General features: G+C 69.6%; 18 protein-coding genes. 7 read left to right on the top strand and 11 right to left on the bottom strand.

All coding sequences use genetic code 11. From position 1 onward, the window contains the following. Positions 1-192 precede the first annotated feature (192 nt). Positions 193-981, top strand: coding sequence for a S16 family serine protease (locus ACGFU7_RS07975; protein WP_393693421.1), 789 nt, complete (start codon positions 193-195; stop codon positions 979-981). Here ACGFU7_RS07975 and ACGFU7_RS07970 read toward each other — a convergent pair. The 8 genes from ACGFU7_RS07970 to ACGFU7_RS07935 form a co-directional block, all read right to left on the bottom strand. Next, a complete protein-coding gene (locus ACGFU7_RS07970; RefSeq protein WP_393693419.1) occupies positions 911-2,323 on the bottom strand; it encodes an MFS transporter in 1,413 nt (470 codons plus the stop codon). The genes ACGFU7_RS07975 and ACGFU7_RS07970 overlap by 71 nt on opposite strands. A 4-nt stretch (positions 2,324-2,327) precedes the next feature. Further along, positions 2,328-2,525, bottom strand: a complete 198-nt coding sequence (locus ACGFU7_RS07965) for a hypothetical protein (RefSeq protein WP_393693417.1) — start codon at positions 2,523-2,525, stop codon at positions 2,328-2,330. 23 nt (positions 2,526-2,548) lie between these two features. Further along, entirely contained in the window at positions 2,549-3,157 is a 609-nt protein-coding gene (locus tag ACGFU7_RS07960; RefSeq protein ID WP_393693415.1) for an ArsR/SmtB family transcription factor, read from the bottom strand. 73 nt (positions 3,158-3,230) lie between these two features. Beyond that, complete coding sequence (locus tag ACGFU7_RS07955) at positions 3,231-4,211, bottom strand: glycine betaine ABC transporter substrate-binding protein (protein WP_393693413.1); 981 nt, start codon at positions 4,209-4,211, stop codon at positions 3,231-3,233. 1 nt (position 4,212) lies between these two features. Beyond that, positions 4,213-5,130, bottom strand: a complete 918-nt coding sequence (locus ACGFU7_RS07950; RefSeq protein WP_393693411.1) for an ABC transporter permease — start codon at positions 5,128-5,130, stop codon at positions 4,213-4,215. Continuing rightward, the gene (locus ACGFU7_RS07945) at positions 5,127-6,446 is read right to left on the bottom strand and encodes an ABC transporter ATP-binding protein (RefSeq protein WP_393693409.1); all 1,320 of its coding nucleotides are present in this window, start codon (positions 6,444-6,446) and stop codon (positions 5,127-5,129) included. The genes ACGFU7_RS07950 and ACGFU7_RS07945 overlap by 4 nt, the downstream gene beginning before the upstream one ends. Next, complete coding sequence (locus tag ACGFU7_RS07940; RefSeq protein ID WP_393693407.1) at positions 6,391-7,038, bottom strand: ABC transporter permease; 648 nt, start codon at positions 7,036-7,038, stop codon at positions 6,391-6,393. The genes ACGFU7_RS07945 and ACGFU7_RS07940 overlap by 56 nt, the downstream gene beginning before the upstream one ends. Before the next feature lie 15 nt (positions 7,039-7,053). Further along, positions 7,054-7,527, bottom strand: coding sequence for an Lrp/AsnC family transcriptional regulator (locus tag ACGFU7_RS07935; protein WP_393693405.1), 474 nt, complete (start codon positions 7,525-7,527; stop codon positions 7,054-7,056). 134 nt (positions 7,528-7,661) lie between these two features. On the opposite strand from ACGFU7_RS07935, the gene hppD reads away from it, so the two are divergent. Beyond that, entirely contained in the window at positions 7,662-8,807 is a 1,146-nt protein-coding gene (gene hppD / locus ACGFU7_RS07930) for a 4-hydroxyphenylpyruvate dioxygenase (protein ID WP_393693403.1), read from the top strand. A gap of 246 nt (positions 8,808-9,053) precedes the next feature. Beyond that, positions 9,054-10,241 carry a hypothetical protein gene (locus ACGFU7_RS07925; protein ID WP_393693401.1) on the top strand — a complete coding sequence of 396 codons (1,188 nt, stop codon included), beginning with the start codon at positions 9,054-9,056 and terminating at the stop codon, positions 10,239-10,241. 102 nt (positions 10,242-10,343) lie between these two features. Here the strand turns inward: ACGFU7_RS07925 and ACGFU7_RS07920 are convergent, their stop codons facing one another. After that, on the bottom strand, positions 10,344-12,047 hold the full coding sequence (locus tag ACGFU7_RS07920; RefSeq protein ID WP_393693399.1) for a tetratricopeptide repeat protein: 1,704 nt from the start codon (positions 12,045-12,047) through the stop codon (positions 10,344-10,346). A gap of 98 nt (positions 12,048-12,145) precedes the next feature. Here ACGFU7_RS07920 and ACGFU7_RS07915 point away from each other — a divergent pair, with 98 nt between their 5' ends. After that, complete coding sequence (locus tag ACGFU7_RS07915; protein ID WP_393693397.1) at positions 12,146-13,513, top strand: FAD-binding oxidoreductase; 1,368 nt, start codon at positions 12,146-12,148, stop codon at positions 13,511-13,513. Positions 13,514-13,536: 23 nt separating this feature from the next. On the opposite strand, the gene ACGFU7_RS07910 is transcribed toward ACGFU7_RS07915, so the two are convergent. Continuing rightward, positions 13,537-14,013 (bottom strand): SsgA family sporulation/cell division regulator, encoded by a 477-nt coding sequence (locus ACGFU7_RS07910; RefSeq protein ID WP_393693395.1) that lies wholly within the window; start codon positions 14,011-14,013, stop codon positions 13,537-13,539. 212 nt (positions 14,014-14,225) lie between these two features. Between ACGFU7_RS07910 and ACGFU7_RS07905 the strand changes: the two genes are divergently transcribed. Next, the gene (locus ACGFU7_RS07905) at positions 14,226-15,893 is read left to right on the top strand and encodes an RDD family protein (RefSeq protein WP_393693393.1); all 1,668 of its coding nucleotides are present in this window, start codon (positions 14,226-14,228) and stop codon (positions 15,891-15,893) included. 134 nt (positions 15,894-16,027) lie between these two features. After that, positions 16,028-16,726 (top strand): RDD family protein, encoded by a 699-nt coding sequence (locus ACGFU7_RS07900; RefSeq protein ID WP_393693391.1) that lies wholly within the window; start codon positions 16,028-16,030, stop codon positions 16,724-16,726. A gap of 79 nt (positions 16,727-16,805) precedes the next feature. On the opposite strand, the gene ACGFU7_RS07895 is transcribed toward ACGFU7_RS07900, so the two are convergent. Then, positions 16,806-17,171, bottom strand: coding sequence for a hypothetical protein (locus ACGFU7_RS07895; RefSeq protein WP_393693389.1), 366 nt, complete (start codon positions 17,169-17,171; stop codon positions 16,806-16,808). A gap of 371 nt (positions 17,172-17,542) precedes the next feature. Between ACGFU7_RS07895 and ACGFU7_RS07890 the strand changes: the two genes are divergently transcribed. Continuing rightward, positions 17,543-19,942, top strand: coding sequence for an immune inhibitor A domain-containing protein (locus tag ACGFU7_RS07890; protein ID WP_393693388.1), 2,400 nt, complete (start codon positions 17,543-17,545; stop codon positions 19,940-19,942). Positions 19,943-20,034 lie beyond the last annotated feature (92 nt).

Here is a 20,034-nt window from a genome sequence, read left to right as displayed (position 1 = left end):
ACGAAGCGGTCGGCCCGGCCGACCCGGCATGTCGCGTGCGGCGCCCGGCCGGGCAATTCAAGCCAGTCCGACGTTTGAGGGCAAAGCGTCCGGCCGGATGACCCGGCCCCTCGCGGGGGCACGGGCAGCCGGGCGGGCCGGGTCGCCACACCACCCGGCCCGCACCGCCGCCCCGGCGGTTAGATTGGGCGGGTGCTCACTCGTCACTCGCGCCCCCGCACCCTCGCCCTGTGCGCCCTGCCCGTCCTTGCCCTGTTCGGCGTAGCCGCGTTCGTGCCGCTGCCGTTCACGCTGGCGCAGCCCGGCACGACCGCGAACGTGCTCGGGAACGATCACGGCACTCCCGTGATCAGCATCAAGGGCGCGCCCACCCGTCCCACCAAGGGCGAGCTGCGGATGACGACGATCGTCGCGACCGGGCCCACCTCCGATGTCGGCATCGGTGATGTGGTCGACAGCTGGTTCCGTACGGACCGGGCGGTCCTGCCCCGCGACTCCGTCTACCCGACCGGCGGCTCCGAGAAGGAGATCGAGAAGCACAACCTCGACGACATGAGGAAGTCGCAGAACTCCGCCGTCGACGCGGCCCTGAACTACCTCGGCAAGCCCAAGGACTCGGTCGACGTCACCCTGCACCTCGCCGATGTGGGCGGCCCCAGCGCGGGCCTGTTCTTCGCGCTCGGCATCGTCGACAAGCTCGACGGCGACGGCTCCGGCGGCGATCTCACCGGTGGCCGCACCATCGCCGGCACCGGCACGATCCAGGCGAACGGCGCGGTCGGCGCGGTCGGCGGGGTGTCGCTGAAGACTCAGGCCGCGCACCGCGACGGTGCGACCGTCTTCCTCGTCCCGAAGGCCGAGTGCAAGGAGGCGGGCGCCGAGCTCCCCAAGGGGCTCCGGCTGATTCCGGTCACGACCCTGAAGAGCGCGGTGTCCTCGCTCCAGGCACTGGAGCAGGGGCGCAAGGTCCCGAGCTGCTGACCTCGGCGGCAGGGTCGGGGGGTACGGCGACCCCCGCTGCCGTACCCCCGGACTCCGCCCCCACCCCCGCCCCGTCCATCGTGCGCCACACCGGGAACACCAGCGGGCTCAGCGTCGCCAGCAGGTACACCGTGCCCATCGCCAGCAGCGCACCCCTCGCGCCCGCGCTCTCCACCAGCAGCCCGGCCGCGAGACCACCCACCGGCATGGCCAGTTCGCCGCCCGCCGTGAGGACCCCGGAGACCCGGCTGCGCAGCTCCTCGGGCACGCTTCCGTAGATCACCGTCGTCAGGATCGGGTTCAGTACCCCGCCCGCGATGCCACTCAGCGCCATGGTCACGGCGAGCGGCAACGTCGTCCCGGTCAGCGCCGCGACCGCATACCTGGGCGCGCCGCACAGCACCACGCACACCGTGAAGACGGCCCGCCGGGAGAAACGGTGCCCGACCGCCCCGTACAGCAGCGCCCCGGTCAGCCCGCCCGCGCCGAACAGCGCGGTGAGCAGTCCGATGTCCCTGGCCCCGCCCAGCTCGGTGGAGGCGTGCACCGGCAGCAGGACGGCGTTCCAGCCCTGATCGGTGCCGTTCATGAAGAGGACCATCACGACGACGGCCAGCAGCAGCCGGTTGCCCAGCAGGTAGGTGTATCCCTCGCGCAGTTCGGTGCGGTACGCCCGCAGCGAGACGGGCTCCGCGGCCTTGCGGGGTTCGGCCGCGCGTACCCCCCGCACCCCGGCCGCGATCAGCAGCGCGGACGTCACGAAGGTTGCGCCGTCCAGCAGCAGTACGGTCTCCGCGCCGACCAGTGCGATCAGTACGCCCGCCAGCGCCGCCCCGACCATGCGGGCGCCGCGCGAGACGGCGTCGAAGAGACTGGCGGCGCGGGCGAGGGTGGTGCCGGCGTGCTCGGCGAGATCGGGTACGAGGACGTAGCGCGCCGTGTTGCCCGGGGTGTGCAGGAGTCCGCTGACCGCCATCAGCGCGCACAGCATCCAGAAGTCGAGCGCGTCCGCGTAGTGCAGCAGCGGTATGGCGGCGACAGCGATGCCGCACACCAGGTCGGAGGCGACAGAGACCCGGCGCCGTCCGATCCGGTCGATGACGGGTCCGCCGATCAGTGCGGAGATGACGATCGGCAGAGTCGCGCAGAAGGCGACGACGCCGGCCCGTCCCGCGCTCCCCGTGGTTTCCAGTACGAACCACGGGACGCCGATGAGGGTGAGTGAACTGCCCACGGTGGAGATCGAGTTGGCTGCCAGGACGGCGGCGAGCGGCCTGCGGTCGCGGCTCTCGGCGGGCGTGTCGTCGTGCGGGCTGTCGTGTGTGTTCTTCCCCCCGTCCACGTCTCTACGCCGTGCGAGGTGAGTGGGCCGACAGCGTGGGCCGGTTCGGTATCAGGCGCAGGCCCAACTCGACCATGGTCCAGCCGACTTGGGTCCTCAGGTCCTTGCGCGGGGCGCGCGGCGCCAGGCGGAACTCGTCGGCCTGGTGGCGCAGATCGGCGGAGCGGGCGGCGTGCAGCTGCAGGAGCGTCTCGGGGTGCATGGCGATGGTTCCCTTCGGTCGGTTCAGGCGTTGGGGCGCGGGAAGAGGTGCAGATGGGTACGGACGAGGGCCGAGCCCTCGGTGTCCTCGGGGACCCGGTCCCGGTAGCTGTCGATCAGGTCGTGGATCTTCTCGGCGAGTTCCAGCGAGAGTTCCGGGGTCAGGCGCAGCTTGAAGTCGCTGACGTCCCAGCTGCGCAGCCACTCCTCGGGCCATTCGTGCATGGTGCCGAGCCAGGTGTTCAGCTCCTGGGCGTGTGTGGTGGCGGCCTCGTGGAGAATGACTCCCATGGCGCCGCGCACCTCCGGGTCCGGGTCGTGGAGGAAGTCCGCAGTGCGGTCGAAGGCCATGCCCATGTGTACGGCCCGCCACCACCGCTCGCGCCCCTTGCCGAGCGTCGGGTCGTCCTCGACGAAGCCGTACGCGGCCAGTTGGCGCAGGTGGTAGCTGGTGGCGCCGCTGGACTCGCCGAGCCGGTCCGCCAGCCCCGACGCGGTGGCGGGGCCGAACTCCCGGAGGGCGTTGAGCAGGCGGAAACGCAGGGGGTGGGCGAGCCCGCGCAGGGTCCGGGCGTCGACATGGTGGATCTTCGGATCGAGCGGCTTCTCGCCGTCGGCTTCGTTCACTGGCATGCCTCGACTGTAGACATGCAAAGGTCTCTTTGCAACCCTTCTTTGCAACGACTTCTTTGTAACTCCGGGCGGCCTACCCCTTCCTGATGAACCCCTCCTGGATCAGCCAGTCCTTCGCCACCTCGTGCGGGTCCTGCCCGTCGACGTCCACCTTCGCGTTCAGCTCCTGGGCGACCTCCGTCGTCAGCTTCCTGCTGACCGGGTCGAGCAGCCCGGCGATCTGCGGGTACTTGTCGAAGGTCTTGGTGTGGATGACGGGCGCCGCGTTGTAGTTGGGGAAGAAGTGCTTGTCGTCCACGAGCACATCGAGGTCCATGGCCTTGATCCGGCCGTCCGTGGTGAACACCTCGCCCAGCAGGCAGGAGTTGGACTTCGAGATCTGGGTGTAGATGATTCCGGCGTCCATCTTCTTGATGTTGGCGGCCGGGACCGACATCCCGTACGCCTTCTCCATGCCCGGCAGCCCGTCATCGCGCGAGGCGAACTCGTTCTCCACGCAGATCGTCACCGCCGACTGGTTCTTCCTCGCCAGCGCGGCGACATCGGAGAGCGTCCTCAGGTGGTACTTCGCGTTGTTCTTCTTGCTGATGGCGAGCGCGTAGGTGTTGTTGAGGGTGGACGGCGTCAGCCAGGTCACCCCGTTGTTCCGGTCCTCGTCGCGGACCGCCTTCCACTGCTCCAGCGGGTCGGCGATCGGCTTCGCACGGCCCAGATAGGTGATCCAGCCGGTGCCCGTGTACTCGTACATCGCATCCGCGTCGCCCTTGACGATCGCCTCGCGCGCACTGATCGAACCGGGCAGGTTCGTCCGGTCCAGGACCTCCGCGCCGGCGGCCTTGAAGACCAGGCCGATCATCTGGCCCAGGATGATGTTCTCGCTGAAGTTCTTCGAAGTGACGGTCAGCGAGGCACCGTCCAGCGGCTGCCCCCGGCCGACGGAGCCCGGCACCACGTCGTCCACCATCGGTGAGCCGCTCTTCAGCCCGCACCCGGCCAGTGCCAGGGCCAGGGCCACCGCCCCCACGAGCCCGGCACGCACCTTCCGCGGGCCCATCTCACCCCACCTCCAGTCCGCGCGGCGTCAACGCCACCTCGACCAGCGAGGCCAGCCAGTCCACCAGCAGCGCCAGCACCACCGTCAGCACGGAGCCGAGCACCAGCACCGGCATCCGCTGGGTCTGGATGCCCGAGGTGATCAGGTCCCCGAGGCCGCCGCCACCGACGAAGGTGGCCAGGGTCGCCGTACCGACGTTGAGCACCAGCGCCGTCCGTACCCCGGCCAGGATCAGCGGGACGGCGAGCGGCAGTTCGACCTTGGTGAGCGTCCCCATCGCCGACATGCCGATGCCGCGCGAGGCCTCGACCAGGCTCGGTTCGATCGCCTTGAGACCGGCCACCGTGTTGGAGAACACCGGCAGCACCGCGTAGATCACCATGCCGATGATCGCGGTCGACGGGCCGATGCCCAGCCAGATGACCAGCAGCGCCAGCAGACCGATCGCCGGGGTCGCCTGCCCGATGTTGGCGAGCGCGGTGACCAGCGGGGCGCCCTTGCGCAGTCTGCGCCGGGTCAGTGCGATCCCCAGCGGGATGGCGATGATCAGCACCCAGAACGTCGAGATCGCGGTCAGCTTCACATGCTGCCACCAGCGCAGCTGCACATTGCCGCCGGTGAGCGAGTTCCTCGCGATCGAGTCGAGGTGGATGTTGGTGATCCACAGATAGGTGAGGGCCAGGACGATCGCGAGCGCGGCCGGCAGCAGCACCAGCTTGCGCCAGGTGATCCGGCGCCGCGGCCCCGCCGGTGGCGGTGGGGGTTCCTCCTCCTCGTCGCGGAAGGCATGGCCCTTGACGTCGTGTTCGCCGGGCGGGCGGTCTCTGTCGGACCCGGGCCCGAACCCGGGCGCGGGCGCCGGGCGGGGAGAACGCGGAGTCCGCGCCGAGTCGGGATTCCGCGGGGAGTTGGGATTCATGCGCCCGCACCGCCCTCCAGCTCCTGTTCGGTCTGGTGGGCCCGCAGTTCCTCCAGGTCGTGCTGGTGCTCGATGGCGGCGAGCCGGTCGGCCTCCAGCAGTTCCTGGACGGAGTTCATCAAGGTGTGCATGTCGACGACCCCGATGAACTCGCCGCGCCGCCCGGTCACCGCGGCCCGCCCGCCGCTGTCGGTCAGCACCGCCTCCAGCGCGTCGTGCAGCGTCGCGTCCCGCGTCACCGTGTCATGGACCAGCTGCCCGGCACGCGCCAGCGAACCCCGGGCCCGCATCAGGTCGCCGCGCCGCAGCCACTTGTACGGACGGTTCCTGCGGTCCAGCATCAGAAGCTCGTTGTGCGGGCCGCTGCGCAGCTTGTTGAAGATCGACTGGAGCGGGTCGTCGACCGTCACCGTCGGGAACTGGGCCATCTCCACATCCCGTACGCGGGTGAGGTTGAGCCGCTTCAGCGCCGCCCCGGCACCGACGAAACCCGAGACGAAGTCGTCCGTCGGGTTGGTGAGGATCGCCTCCGGGGTGTCGAACTGCGCGATGTGCGAACGCTCCCGCAGCACGGCGATCCGGTCACCCAGCTTGATCGCCTCGTCGAAGTCATGGGTGACGAAGACGATCGTCTTGTGCAGCTCGTGCTGGAGCCGGATCAGCTCGTCCTGGAGGTGGTCGCGGGTGATCGGGTCGACCGCGCCGAACGGCTCGTCCATCAGCAGCACCGGCGGATCGGCCGCCAGGGCCCGCGCCACGCCCACCCGCTGCTGCTGTCCGCCGGAGAGCGCACGCGGGTAGCGCCCGTGGAACTCCCGCGGGTCGAGGCCGACCAGATCGAGCATCTCCTCGACCCGGTCCTTCACCTTCGACTTCGACCAGCCGACCATCTTCGGTACGAGAGCGATGTTCTCGGCGACCGTCATGTGCGGGAAGAGCCCGGACGCCTGGATCGCGTAACCGATCTTGCGGCGCAGCTTCACCGGGTCGATGTCGGTGACGTCCTCGTCGTTGATCCTGATCCGCCCCGACGTCGGCTCGATCAGCCGGTTGATCATCTTCAGGGTGGTGGACTTCCCGCAGCCGGACGGGCCGACGAAGATCACCGTTTCGCCGGCCTTGATGTCCATCGTGACGTTGTCCACCGCCGGGTTCGGATTGCCCGGATAGAGCTTGGTCAGGTTGTCCAGATGGATGGTGGCGCCGGAAGTGGTCCCCGTCGTCCCGGCGCTGTCGACCCCGTGGCCGGGGCCGGCGGTCTCAGACACGGATCCCCCTAGGAATGGTGAGCCGCCCGAGCAGTACGTACGCGGCATCGAAGAGCAGGGCGAGGATGACGATGCCGAGCGTGCCGGCGAGCACCTGATTGATCGCGTTGGCGCTGCCCAGCGAGGCGATGCCGCGGAAGATCTCATTGCCCAGGCCGGGGCCCGACGCATACGCGGCGATGGCGGCGATACCCATCAGCATCTGTGTGGAGACCCTGATGCCGGTGAGGATCGGCGGCCAGGCGAGCGGCAGCTCCACCCGGCACAGCCGGGCCGGCCGCGACATCCCGATGCCCTTCGCCGCGTCGACGAGCGCCGGATCGACGCCGCGCAGCCCCACGATGGAGTTACGGACGATGGGAAGCAGCCCGTACAGCGTCAGAGTGATCACCGTGGGCGCGACCCCCAGCCCCACCAGCGGGATGAGCAGACCGATCGCGGCGAGGGAGGGGATGGTGAGGATCGTCGCCGTCGATGTGATGGCCAGCGACCCCGCCCATCCGCTGCGATAGGTGACGACCCCGATCAGGACGCCCAGCACGGTGGCGATCACCATGCACTGGAATACGGCACTGACGTGCTGGTACGCGTCGGTGAGCAGCTGTTGGTGCCGGTTGCCCAGGTACTCCCAGAAGCTCACACGCCACTCCTCGGCTCAGTCGTTGTCCCCCGCGGCCTGCTCGACGAGCGGGATGACGCGCAGCGGAACCGGGTTCTCCATGACGATGGCCGTGGAGGCCCGGACGATGCCATCAAAACCGACAACCCGGTCGATCACCCGTTGAAGATCGGCGTTGGAACGTGCGACGAGACGGCAGAGCATGTCGCCGTGCCCGGTGGTGGTGTGCAGTTCCAGCACTTCCGGAACACCGGCCAAGTGGGCCCGTACATCGACGCCTTGACCCTGCTTGATCTCCAGCGTCGCGAACGCGGTGACGGGGTAGCCGAGCGCCGCCGGATCGACGGTCGGGCCGAATCCGCGGATGACTCCATTCGACTGAAGCCGGTCGAGGCGCGCCTGCACCGTCCCGCGTGCCACGCCGAGCCGTCGCGATGCCTCCAGGACGCCGATACGGGGCTCGCGGGCCAGCAGTACGATGAGCTGCCCGTCCAGATGATCGATCGCCATGGTGCGCCTCCGGGGGGTCACTGTGTTGGTCATCATGTACAGATAGCCCGGACATCATCCCCATCTGCTGTGCAGATTGCCCAGCAGATTCGCGAACTATTGCGCACCTTGCGAAGCGGCGAGAGCCTTCGACCATGACTGAGACTCTGCACACCACCCCCGACACAGCCCGGCAGGCCGACCCCTTTCCGGTCAAGGGAATGGACGCGGTCGTCTTCGCCGTCGGCAACGCCAAGCAGGCCGCGCACTACTACTCGACGGCCTTCGGCATGAAGCTGGTCGCCTACTCCGGACCGGAGAACGGCAGCCGCGAGACGGCGAGTTACGTCCTGACCAATGGCTCCGCCCGTTTCGTCTTCACCTCCGTCATCAAGGTGTCCACCGACCACGGCCGCTTCCTCGCCGACCATGTCGCCGAGCACGGCGACGGCGTCGTCGACCTGGCCATCGAGGTCCCGGACGCCCGCGCGGCCTATGCGTACGCGGTCGAGCACGGCGCCCTCGGCCTCGCCGAGCCGCACGAGGTCAAGGACGAGCACGGCACGGTCGTGCTCGCCGCCATCGCCACGTACGGCAAGACCCGCCACACCCTCGTCGAGCGCACCGGCTACGACGGCCCGTACCTGCCCGGCTTCGCCGCCGCGTCCCCGATCGTCGAGCCGCCCGCCAAGCGCACCTTCCAGGCCGTCGACCACTGCGTCGGCAATGTGGAACTCGGCCGGATGAACGAGTGGGTCGGCTTCTACAACAAGGTGATGGGCTTCACCAACATGAAGGAGTTCGTGGGCGACGACATCGCCACCGAGTACTCCGCCCTCATGTCGAAGGTCGTCGCCGACGGCACCCTGAAGGTGAAGTTCCCGATCAACGAACCGGCGATCGCGAAGAAGAAGTCGCAGATCGACGAGTACCTGGAGTTCTACGGCGGCGCGGGCGTCCAGCACATCGCGCTCGCGACGAACGACATCGTCGCCTCGGTACGTACGATGCGGGCGGCCGGCGTCCAGTTCCTGGACACCCCCGACTCGTACTACGACACCCTCGGCGAGTGGGCGGGCGAGACCCGCGTCCCCGTGGAGATCCTGCGCGAGCTGAAGATCCTCGTCGACCGCGACGAGGACGGCTACCTGCTGCAGATCTTCACCAAGCCGGTCCAGGACCGCCCGACCGTCTTCTTCGAGATGATCGAGCGCCATGGCTCGATGGGCTTCGGCAAGGGCAACTTCAAGGCCCTGTTCGAGGCGATCGAGCGCGAGCAGGAGAAGCGCGGCAACCTCTGAGCCCTCGGGGCGTGAAGGCGGGGCCCCGGCGAACCCGGGGCCCCGCCTCATGTGTTGCCCGTGCCGGAAGGCACACTCCCCCGGCGCACGACGCGCACGCCGATCGGGTCCTTGACCATGCTGATCGAGTGAGGCAGCCGGGGGCACGGGGGCGAAAAGGACGGCAGTGGGACTGATAGGGGGCCGCGACGCGTCGTCGCGGCCCCTGCGGCCGACCGCCGCAGGCTTCGATGGGAGTCCCCACGCATGAACCGTCTCACCGCGTCCGTCTCCGCCGCCGCCGTGGCAGCGGGCGCATCCCTCGCACTTCTCGCCCCTGCCGCCATCGGCGCGGCGGCAGCGAACACCGTACTGAAGGTCCTGCCCACCGACCTCGGGCCGGGGAAGCCGTGGCTCCGGCTGCAGGACCCGCCCAACAACATCCCCACGCCCCCCGGGACCCAGGAGGTCTCGCCGTTCGCCGACCCTGTCCGGTTCAACGGCAGCCTGCATCTGGCGATCGGCGGCGGCCAGCAGTCGCAGGCCGGGCACGCCTTCCCCCAGCTGGTCCCGCTGAGCACCATCGCGGCCGCCAAGCTCTCGTACGACACCTACGTGAAGAGTGCGTCTTCGGCCACCGGCACCGGCCCGAACCTCCAGCTCCCGATGATCTGCCAGGGTGTGTTCACGACGCTCAGCTTCCGGCCGGAGAACAACACCGACGCCCAGGGACGCCCGGGCGTGGTGGAGGACACCTGGCAGCACTTCACCTCCAGCACGTCCAGCCCGTGGCGCACCTCCCAGGCGGTGGCGACGTTCCCCGCGCTGAGCGACCATCCGCTGAGCGACTACGCCGCCGCCTGCAACGCCCCCGGTGACGGGGTGGGCGGGGTCATCGCGAACGTCGGCCGGCTCGGCGACGTGAACGCCACGCTCGACACGTACGTCGACAACCTGACCGTGAACGGAACCGTCTACGACTTCGCCATCGGCGGGCTCGCCACCGGCCGGGTCACTCTGCGAAACACCGGCCCGGGCGACAACTGTGACCACCGCGGATGCCGGACCGCGGGCGGGGACATCGACTCGGCGGCCGGCACGATCACCTTCACAAGCCCGTCCGACGGCCCGGAGTATCACGCCGTCGGCACCCGCCTGGTCATCGCCAACGGACGCTCACTCTCCCGCAGCGACTTCAAGGTGACCGCGAACGGCCTCCCAGTGACCCTCGCGGTCGGCCCGAACCACACCCTCATCGGTGTAGTCACCCCCAACCCGAGCGTCGACCTCGACCCGAACGGCACCTACACCACGCCGATCACGATCACCCACCGTGACCGCCCGGGCCGGGTGGGACCGAAGGACTCCCTGACCGTCACCGCCGAACTGCTCGCCGAGGGCTACGGACCCCTCCGGAGGACCGGGGTCAAGGCCCACGCCACCCTGAGCCGGTAGACGGTCCCGGGCAGTCATGGAAGTCGCCGGAGGGCCCGCACATCGCGGGCCGTCCGGCGACTGAACCGACGCGGGAACGAGGCGAGGATCTACCGCCCCCCGTCAGAGGCTGCCCGATGACCGCGGTGCCGCCTCGGCCGGAGCGTGTGCGCTGCGGCCGGGGCCGGCCGCTCCCGGCGCGGACTTCCGGGGCTCCGCGTTCTGCGCCTTCGACTGCGCCTTCGACTGCGCCTTCGGCGCACTGTGCCCCGCCACCGGAACCGGAACCGGGACCGGGACGGGCGCCTGGGCGGCCTCCGTGTCCTGTCGGCCGCCTGCCGGAGGGCCGCCCAGGGACTCCAGGGCCTTCTGGGCCTCCGGGCCCTCCAGCGGTGAGAAGTGCGGGTTGGTGAGCAGGGCCTCCGCCAGATTCCGGCGCGCCGGACCGTAGTCTTTCAACGACTGCTGGATCGCGCCCAGGTGGGCCGTGTACGAGGCGTTCTGCCCACCCGTGTCGACCGCCCGCGTCGCGTATGCCAGCGCGGAGGACGAGTCGCCGGAGCGGTGCAGCGCCCAGCCCAGCGCGTCCGCCACCGCCGCGCTGCGGTGCGACCGGGCCCACTCCGCCTTCAGCAGCTTCACCGCCGTGGCCGGATCCCCGTGATCGCTCTCGAAACGGCCGCGCAGCAGTGCGTTGTCCACCCCCTGGCCGGCATCGAGCGCGAGAGCCTTGCCGAGCCGCGCGTACTGGTTCCGGGCATCTTCGCCCCGGCCCAGCGACTCGTACAACTCGCCCAGATCCAGCATGTATTCGGGCAGGGGGAGGTTGGCCAGCGCCGCCTTGTAGTCGCGCTGAGCCTCGTCCGTACGGCCGAGCGCCACCAGCGCCCTGGCCCGGCCCACGAGCGACGGATGGTGGGCACGGTCGGTACGCAGTGCCGCGCTGTACTGCGCCACCGCCTCGTCGGGCTCGCCCCGCTCCCAGGCCAGTTCGCCCAGCAGATACAGGCATTCCGCCTTCTGCGCCGGTGTGGTGGCCCGGTCCGCCGCGTCCTGCGCATTGGCCTGCGCGTCCTCGCCCCGGCCGCGGTCCCGGTACCTCTGCGCCGTCCGGATGAGCGCCGGGGCGCCGGAGTGCAGCGCCGTGAACTTCTCCACTGCCGAGTTCGCGGACTTGTAGTCACCGAGGCCGTTGTACGCGTCGATCAGGGCCGGATACACGTTCCACTGCTTCGGCTGCCGCGCCCGTACCTTCTCGCCCCACTTCTTCGCCGTGACGAAGTCGTGCCGGGCATTGGCGAGCGTCGCGAGTCCCACCCAGGCCGCCGTGTTCCCGTTCTCACCCGGCTCGACGTCCAGCGAGCGCTTCAGCGCCTGTTCGGCCCGGCCGAAGTACGCCGCGTCCGCGGAACGCTGCCCCCACTCCACATACGCCGTACCGAGCAATGCCCACGACGGCGCGTCGGACGGATGCGTGCCCACCCACTGCTGCCGGTCCCCGATCAGCGCAGTCAGATCGGAGAGCGAGGCGGGTGAGCCCATGTCCCTGGCCTTCAGGGCCCGCGAAACCGGACCCGGCGCGGGCGGCGGCGCGGACTTCTTCTCGTCGTCCGGTACGGCCACCACCGCACCCGTCACCAGCACCGCACCCGCCACCACGCCCATGGCCGCCCTGCGCAGCGTCGTACGCAGCGAGACGGGCGGCAGCTCGGCCAGATCCGGGTCCGGCGATGCCGGGTCCAGTGGTGCGGGGTCGGTTTCGGGGGGTTCACGGGGAGGCTCGGTCGAATCGGGGGACTCCAGAGGCAGCTGCGGCGTGACATCCATGCCGATCACTCTGCGTCAGTACGAAGAGCACACCGCGCCTTGCGAAGGCTGCGTCAGACGGGTTCACACCAATGGGCCCCGGGTGCCACGCTTGGATCATGAACGGTCTTCTCGAACAACTGCGTGCGGGTCTGCCCGCCGAGGCCATGATCACCGATCCTGACGTCACGGCCTCCTACGCCCACGACATGGCGAGCTTCTGCGATGCGGGCACGCCGGCCGTCGTCGTACTCCCGCGCACGGTCGAGCAGGTCCAGCACATCATGCGCACCGCCACGGCCCTGCGCGTCCCGGTCGTCCCGCAGGGAGCCCGCACCGGTTTGTCGGGCGCGGCCAACGCCTCCGACGACTGCATCGTGCTGTCCCTGGTGAAGATGGACCGGATCCTGGAGATCAACCCGGTCGACCGGATCGCCGTCGTCGAGCCGGGCGTCATCAACGCGGTGCTCTCCCGGGCGGTCAACGAGCACGGCCTCTACTACCCGCCGGACCCCTCCAGCTGGGAGATGTGCACCATCGGCGGCAACATCGGCACCGCGTCCGGCGGTCTGTGCTGCGTGAAGTACGGGGTCACCGCCGAATACGTACTCGGCCTGGAGGTCGTCCTCGCCGACGGGCGGCTGCTCACCACCGGCCGCCGTACCGCGAAGGGCGTCGCCGGATACGACCTCACCCGGCTCTTCGTCGGCTCGGAGGGCAGCCTCGGCATCGTCGTCAAGGCCGTGCTCGCGCTGAGGCCGCAGCCGCCGCAGCAGCTGGTCCTGGCCGCCGAGTTCCCGAGCGCGGCCACCGCCTGCGATGCGGTCTGCCGGATCATGGAGCGCGGTCACACCCCGTCACTCCTCGAACTGATGGACCGTACAACAGTCCATGCCGTCAACAGGATGGCCAACATGGGCCTCCCCGACACCACCGAGGCGCTCCTGCTCGCCGCCTTCGACACCCCGGACCCGTCGGCCGACCTGGCCGCCGTCGCCGAGCTGTGCACCGCGGCCGGCGCCACCGAGGTGGTCCCCGCAGAGGACGCCGCCGAGTCCGAAATGCTGCTCCAGGCCCGGCGGATGTCGCTCACCGCACTGGAGACCGTCAAGCCGGCCACGATGATCGACGACGTCTGCGTACCGCGCTCGAAGCTCGGCGCGATGCTCGAAGGCACCGCCGCCGTCGCCGAGAAGTACGACCTCACCATCGGCGTCTGCGCGCACGCGGGCGACGGCAACACCCACCCCGTCGTCTGCTTCGACCACACCGACGCCGACGAGTCCCGGCGGGCCCGCGAATCCTTCGACGAGATCATGGCGCTCGGCCTGGAACTCGGCGGCACGATCACCGGCGAGCACGGCGTCGGCGTCCTGAAGAAGGAGTGGCTCGCGCGCGAGCTCGGCGAGGTGAGCGTCGAACTGCACCGGGGCATCAAGCAGGCGTTCGACCCGCTGGGGCTGCTCAACCCGGGCAAGGTGTTCTGACGGCCGGCCGGGACCGCGCCCGCTCACGCGTCGCCGTCCTGCCACTCGTCCGACGCCCACGGGTCGCTCAGCCACAGATCGTCGGCCGGCAGCGGCGCGAGCAGCTCGGCGAGACCTTCCTCGATGCCGAGCCGCTCGGTCTCCGTACCCGGCGGAACCAGCCGCAGAGTCCGCTCCACCCAGGCGGCCACCGTGGCGGACGGCACCTCCAGCAGGGCGTCGCCGTCGGGCGAAGTCAGTGCCACGAAGATGACGTTGCGCCGGTCGACCTTGGTCGGCCAGATCCGCACGTCCCCGTGGCCGCACGGCCGGAACACGCCCTCGACCAGCAGATCGCGGGCGAACGTCCAGTAGACGGGGAAGTCGGAGCCGATATGGAAGGTGATGTGCACGGCGTACGGGTCCTCCGTGCGGTACGTCAGCCGGGCAGGGACGGGGATGCTGCGCTCGGGCGACAGAACCAGTTTGAGCTCCAGCTCGCGTTCCACGACGGTGTGCATGCGTGCGTCCTTTCGGTGCCTGTGGGCCGGTCCCGCGACCGGTCCGCACAGGGAGAGAGCGCCCTCCCCGCCATCTATTACGCGACTTCCGGAAAAAATTTCCGCGTGACCGGAAAGTGGCCCAAACCCCTGGACTGGCCCAGGGGTACGCGGGCGTCTGATAGATGTGGACCCGTTGTATTGAGGCCTCGAAGAGATACGGGACCACGGTGATGAGCGCCCCAACCCCGGCACCCGGTGACGAAAGCCCCCACGAGGGGTACTACCCCGACCCGTCCATTCCCGGATATGTCCGGTACTGGAACGGCGCATCGTGGGTGCCCGGCACGAGCCGGCCCGCCCCTCAGCAGGGCGAGTCGATGCCCGCGATGCCATCCGAAGCGGCGGCCGAACCGCAGCCGTCGGCCCCGGCGCCCGCGCCGGTGGACGAGACCGGTCCGGTCTTCCTCGACGAGGAGTCGTACACGGACAACGGCCCCGAACCGGCCACCGCCTGGCAGGCCGACGCCTCCCGGCAGACCGGTTTCGGCGGCGAACGCGACCGGCGGGTCTCCTGGGGCGGCGCCGGGCAGCCCGGCGGACAGGGCGAGCCGGGCCGGCAGGGCGAGCCGGGCCGGCCGTCGGGGCCGGAGTCCGGGGCGGGGTCCGGCTCGGGGCCGGAGTCCGGCCGGGATCCGCGTACGCCTGCGGACCGTGCCCCGGCCGACCGTGTTCCTGCGGACCGGGCCCCCGCCGGCCAAGTCCCGGCCGATCGGGCCCCCGCGGTCCGGGAACCCGTGGACCGTGCTCCCGCGGACCCGCGTCGGCCCGCCTCCCCGGACCCGACGGGCGGTGCGCTGCCGGGCATGCGCGACGGCCGCAGCCGGGCCCCCGAGAACACCGTCGCGATCCGGGTCGACCGCCCGGGCCGCCCCGGCGGCGGTGACGCGGGGGGACCGCCGGTCGACGGTACGGTCGCGATCCGCGCCGTGGGCGGGGGCGGCCGCCCGCCCGCTCCCCGGACGACGCAACAGGAGCCCGCGGACGGGACGATGGCGATCCGCGCGATCGTCCCCGGGGCAGGGACCGGGACAGGCGCGCAGACCCCTGCGCAGCCCCCCGCCCCGGCCCGGAACCAGCCCCCCGCCCCGGCCGCCGCCGAGCTCAACAGTCCTCTCACCCCGGGCCCCGGCGGCGGTGCCGCCTCCTGGGCGCAGCAGGTCCACCAGCCCGACCAGACGGCCCGCCCGCAGCCGCAGCCCCAGCAACCCCAACCCCAGCACCCCCAGCCCCACCTCCCGTTCCAGGGGCAGCCTCACCCGCAGCTCGGTGCGCACGGTGGGCAGCCGGACCAGCCCGTCGTGCCCTGGAAGCCCCCGGTCAACGACCCCTTCCAGCAGCTCGCGCAGGCCCAGGCATCGGCCAGGCCCGCCGGACTCGGCAAGCGGTTCGCCGCCCGGCTGGTCGACACGGTGGTGCTGGTCGCGCTCGCCGGCGCGATCGGCTTCCCGCTCGTCTCGCGGGCGATGGACCACATCGACGAGAAGATCAGCGCGGCGAAGCTGTCCGGTGAGACGGTCACCGTCTGGCTGGTGGACTCCACCACGGCCGGACTGTTCGGTGGGGTGCTCGGCGCGTTTCTCGTGCTCGGCGTCCTGCTGGAGGCGCTGCCGACCGCCAAGTGGGGCCGTACGCTCGGCAAGAAGCTCTGCGGACTCGAAGTGCGGGACATCGAGTCCCACGAGGCCCCGGCCTTCGGCGCCGCACTGCGCCGCTGGCTGGTCTACGGCGTGCTGGGCGTCCTGGTGGTCGGGGTGGTCAATGTGCTCTGGTGTCTGTTCGACCGGCCGTGGCGCCAGTGCTGGCACGACAAGGTGGCGCACACCTTCGTCGCGGACTGACTCTGCGCGAAGGCCCGCGGAGCCCACTCCTCCGGCTGACGGCCCATCGGGGGAGGGGCCGTCGGGAGATGTGCTGTTCCCCCGAACGCACCTGAGCCGTTGCGGGCGCCCGTGGGCCGGGGTGCACTGCCCCCATGAGCAACGATCAGCCGACGTCCGGTCAGCCGCCCGAGGACGACCCGTTCCTCAAGAAGCCGCAGGAACCGCAGGGGCCTCAGGAGCCGCAGGGACCGCAGGGGCCTCAGGGGCCGTCGTCGGGTTCGCCCTACGACAGCGCTCCGCCTCCTCCGCCGCCGTATGATCCCGGTCCCTACGGCGGCGGTGGCCCGTACGGGGGCGTGGATCCGCTGGCCGGTATGCCGCCGCTCGCCGAGCCCGGCAAGCGGATTCTGGCTCGGCTGATCGACTTCCTGATCATCTCGATCCCGCTGTATCTGATCTCGTTGCCGTGGGGCGGCGCGGTCGAGATGAACGACAACAACAGCAACAGCGACGTCAGCGATGTCTTCAGCCAGACGTACAGCGGGCACCAGCTGCTCTGGTCGCTGATCGGTCTGGTGATCTACGTCGCGTACGACACGTACTTCACACACAAGGACGGCCGGACCATCGGCAAGCGGCTGCTGAAGCTGCGGGTGGCGATGCTGAACGACGGCCGGGTGCCGGACACCGGTGCGTCGTTCCTGCGGGCCGTGGTGCTGTGGCTGCCGGCGCTGCTGTGCTGCCCGTGCCTGTGGTGGCTGATCAACATCGTGCTCATGTTCACGGACAAGCCGTACCGGCAGGGACTCCAGGACAAGGCGGCGAAGACGGTGGTCGTCCAGACCGGCTGAGGCCTCTTTCACGCCCTGCGGCCTCGGTCTCCGTACAGGCTCGGTATTCGAGCCTGTACGGAGACCGAGGCCGTATGCGTCAGCTCCGCAGGGAATGCTCGCCCAGGAGCTCGTCCACACGCGCTGCGGCGAGCTGTTCGGCTGTGCGGGCCGCCGGGATCGAGGCCTGGACCCCGTCGAGGGCGAGGCCCTCGGCCTCGACGGCGGCGGAGACCGCATCCTGGTTCGTACGAACTGCGGCCCCGGCCTTCGCCGACTTCGCTGTTTTCGCCCGGGACGGGTGGGGTACGGTCACGGCCACCAGAAGGCCGAGCGCAAGCGCCGCGGTCCCGATGACGGCGATGCCGAGGCCCGAACCCGTACGGGAGAGCAGCAGCATGGCGAGGGTCGAGAAGACGACGGTGACCGAACCGTAGGAGAGCTGTGCGGCAGTGATACGCGGCATGTCGGTATCCGTCCTCGGGGCATCGGATGGGCAGTCTCTCAACGCGGTCGCACTGTCGAGCGACTCTACGACGGTGGATGCCCGAGAGGAACCGGTAGTAAGCATCACCTAACCCACGGTACCGGTGCACGGGGGGCGCACGGAGTCATTCCGCTCTCCAACAGCGGGCCGTGACGCGCCGGTTGCCTGCATGGTGAACGTTCGGATAACGGAAATGTGCTCCTGCATAGTGCACTTGGCCTGTTCAAGTCAAGGTCTGTCTTTTCTCGCGTAACTCCGGTCGAATGTCGTCACTTGTGACGCGTATCCGCGCGCGGCCCTTCCACACCACATCAGGCCGCCGCCGCGGACGCCGGGGAGGACTGCATCAAGTGACCACTAATAGACGGGCGCTTCGCGCCGCAGCGGTTGTCGTGGCCATGGCCGCCACTGCCGCCACGGCGTCGGCTTTCGCCACTGCTCAGGCAGATGACCACACCTCGGGGGCGAAGGCGCCCGTAGTCGAGCGCCGCGACCCGGGTTCGGCCAAGGGTAACGCGCACGACCTGCAGGGCCCCTTCAGCAAGCAGCAGGACGCCCAGCGTCAGGCCGCCCTGGAGCAGGTCATGGCGGGCGACAAGAAGGTGTCGACGCGTAACGGCTCCAAGGTCGTCAAGCTCGACGACAAGAAGTATGTCGAGCTCGGCCGCGAGAAGACCGACAAGATCTTCACGGTCCTGGTGGAGTTCGGCGACCAGGTCGACAACACGACCATGTTCGACCCGGACGGCGACGGCCCCAAGCCGGCCGTTCCGAAGTACGGCGGCACGCCCGGCCCGGCGCACAACAAGATAGCCAAGCCGGACCCCAAGAAGGACAACAGCACCGCCTGGCAGGCCGACTACAACCAGGCGCACTTCCAGGAGCTCTACTTCGGTACGGGCGCCGGCAAGAACTCGCTGAAGACGTACTACGAGAAGACGTCCTCCGGACGCTACTCGGTCGACGGCGAGGTCTCCGACTGGGTCAAGGTGCCGTACAACGAGGCCCGTTACGGGTCCAACTACTGCGGCTCGACCAACTGCGCCAACGCCTGGGACATGATCAAGGACGGCGTGAACGCCTGGGCCGCCGACCAGAAGGCCAAGGGCCGTACCCCCGAGCAGATCAAGACGGATCTCGCCAAGTACGACCAGTGGGACCGTTACGACCACGACAACGACGGCAACTTCAACGAGCCCGACGGCTACATCGACCACTTCCAGATCGTCCACGCCGGTGAGGACGAGTCCGCGGGCGGCGGCGTCGAGGGCCCGAACGCCATCTGGGCGCACCGCTGGTACGCGTACGGCACCAACGCCGGTGCGACCGGCCCGGCCGACAACAAGGCCGGCGGCACCGAGATCGGTGACACCGGCATTTGGGTCGGCGACTACACCGCGCAGCCCGAGAACGGCGGCCTGGGTGTCTTCGCCCACGAGTACGGCCACGACCTGGGCCTGCCCGACCTGTACGACACCACCAACACCGCTGAGAACTCGGTCGGTTTCTGGTCCCTGATGTCGGCCGGTTCCTGGCTCGGCACCGGCAAGAACTCGATCGGTGACCTGCCCGGCGACATGACCGCCTGGGACAAGTTCCAGCTGGGCTGGCTCAACTACGCCGAGGCCAAGGCCGCGACGAACTCCACCCACAAGCTGGGCGTGTCCGAGTACAACACCAAGGACAAGCAGGCGCTCGTCGTCTCGCTGCCCGACAAGCCCGTCACCACCGCTGTCACGAAGCCCGCCGAGGGCTCCAAGCAGTGGTGGAGCGACATGGGTGACAACCTGAACAACACCCTGTCCCGCCCGGTCGACCTGACCGGCAAGTCCAAGGCATCCCTGGACCTTTCGGGCTGGTGGGACATCGAGAAGGACTACGACTACCTCTACGCCGAGGTATCGGAGAACGGCGGCACCAGCTGGACCGCGATCGACGGCACGGCCGACGGCAAGGCGATCCCGCGTGACGCCAGTGACAAGCCGGCCCTGACCGACGTCTCCGGCAAGTACCAGACCCTCTCCTACCCGCTGGACGCCTACGCGGGCAAGAAGATCGACATCCGCTTCCGTTACGCCACCGACGGCGGCGCGGGCGGCGTCGGCTTCGCGGCCGACACCATCTCGGTCAACGCCGACGGTGCCGCGCTCTTCACGGACAACGCCGAGGGCGACGACAACGGCTGGACCGCCAAGGGCTTCTCCCGCGTCGGCGAGTCGTTCACCAAGGAATACCCGCAGTTCTACCTCGCGGAGAACCGCCAGTACGTCAGCTACGACCAGACCCTCAAGGTCGGCCCGTACAACTTCGGCTTCTCCAAGACCCGTCCGGACTGGGTCGAGCACTACCCGTACCAGAACGGTCTGCTCATCTGGCTCTGGGACACCTCCCAGAAGGACAACAACGTCTCGGCCCACCCGGGCAAGGGCCTGATCCTGCCGGTCGACGCGCACGCCAAGCCGCTGAAGTGGGCGGACGGCACGGTCATCCGCAACAAGATCCAGCCCTTCGACGCGCCCTTCAGCCGGTACGCGACCGATGGCTTCACGCTGCACAACGCCGACGTGGCGCTGAAGATCAAGCCGCAGGTCGGCATCCCGGTCTTCGACGACCACAAGGGCACCTACTGGTACAAGGAAAACGAGACCGGAAGTGTTCAGGTCGCTGACACGAACACCCGGATCACGATCGTCAGCGAGCCGCGCGACGGCTCGACGATGATCGTCAAGGTCGGGGCCTCGCACAAGTAACCCCGCATCACCGCAGGTCAGAGCTTGATCGGCCGTCGCCCTCTAGCGGGCGGCGGCCGATCGTGTTTAGGTGCGTCTTGTTCAGATCCTTA

The sequence above is a fragment of the Streptomyces sp. NPDC048473 genome (assembly GCF_043200155.1).
Lineage (GTDB): Bacteria > Actinomycetota > Actinomycetes > Streptomycetales > Streptomycetaceae > Streptomyces.
The sequence above is the reverse complement of the archived record's forward strand: the minus strand, read 5'-3'. Positions and strand labels throughout refer to the sequence as shown.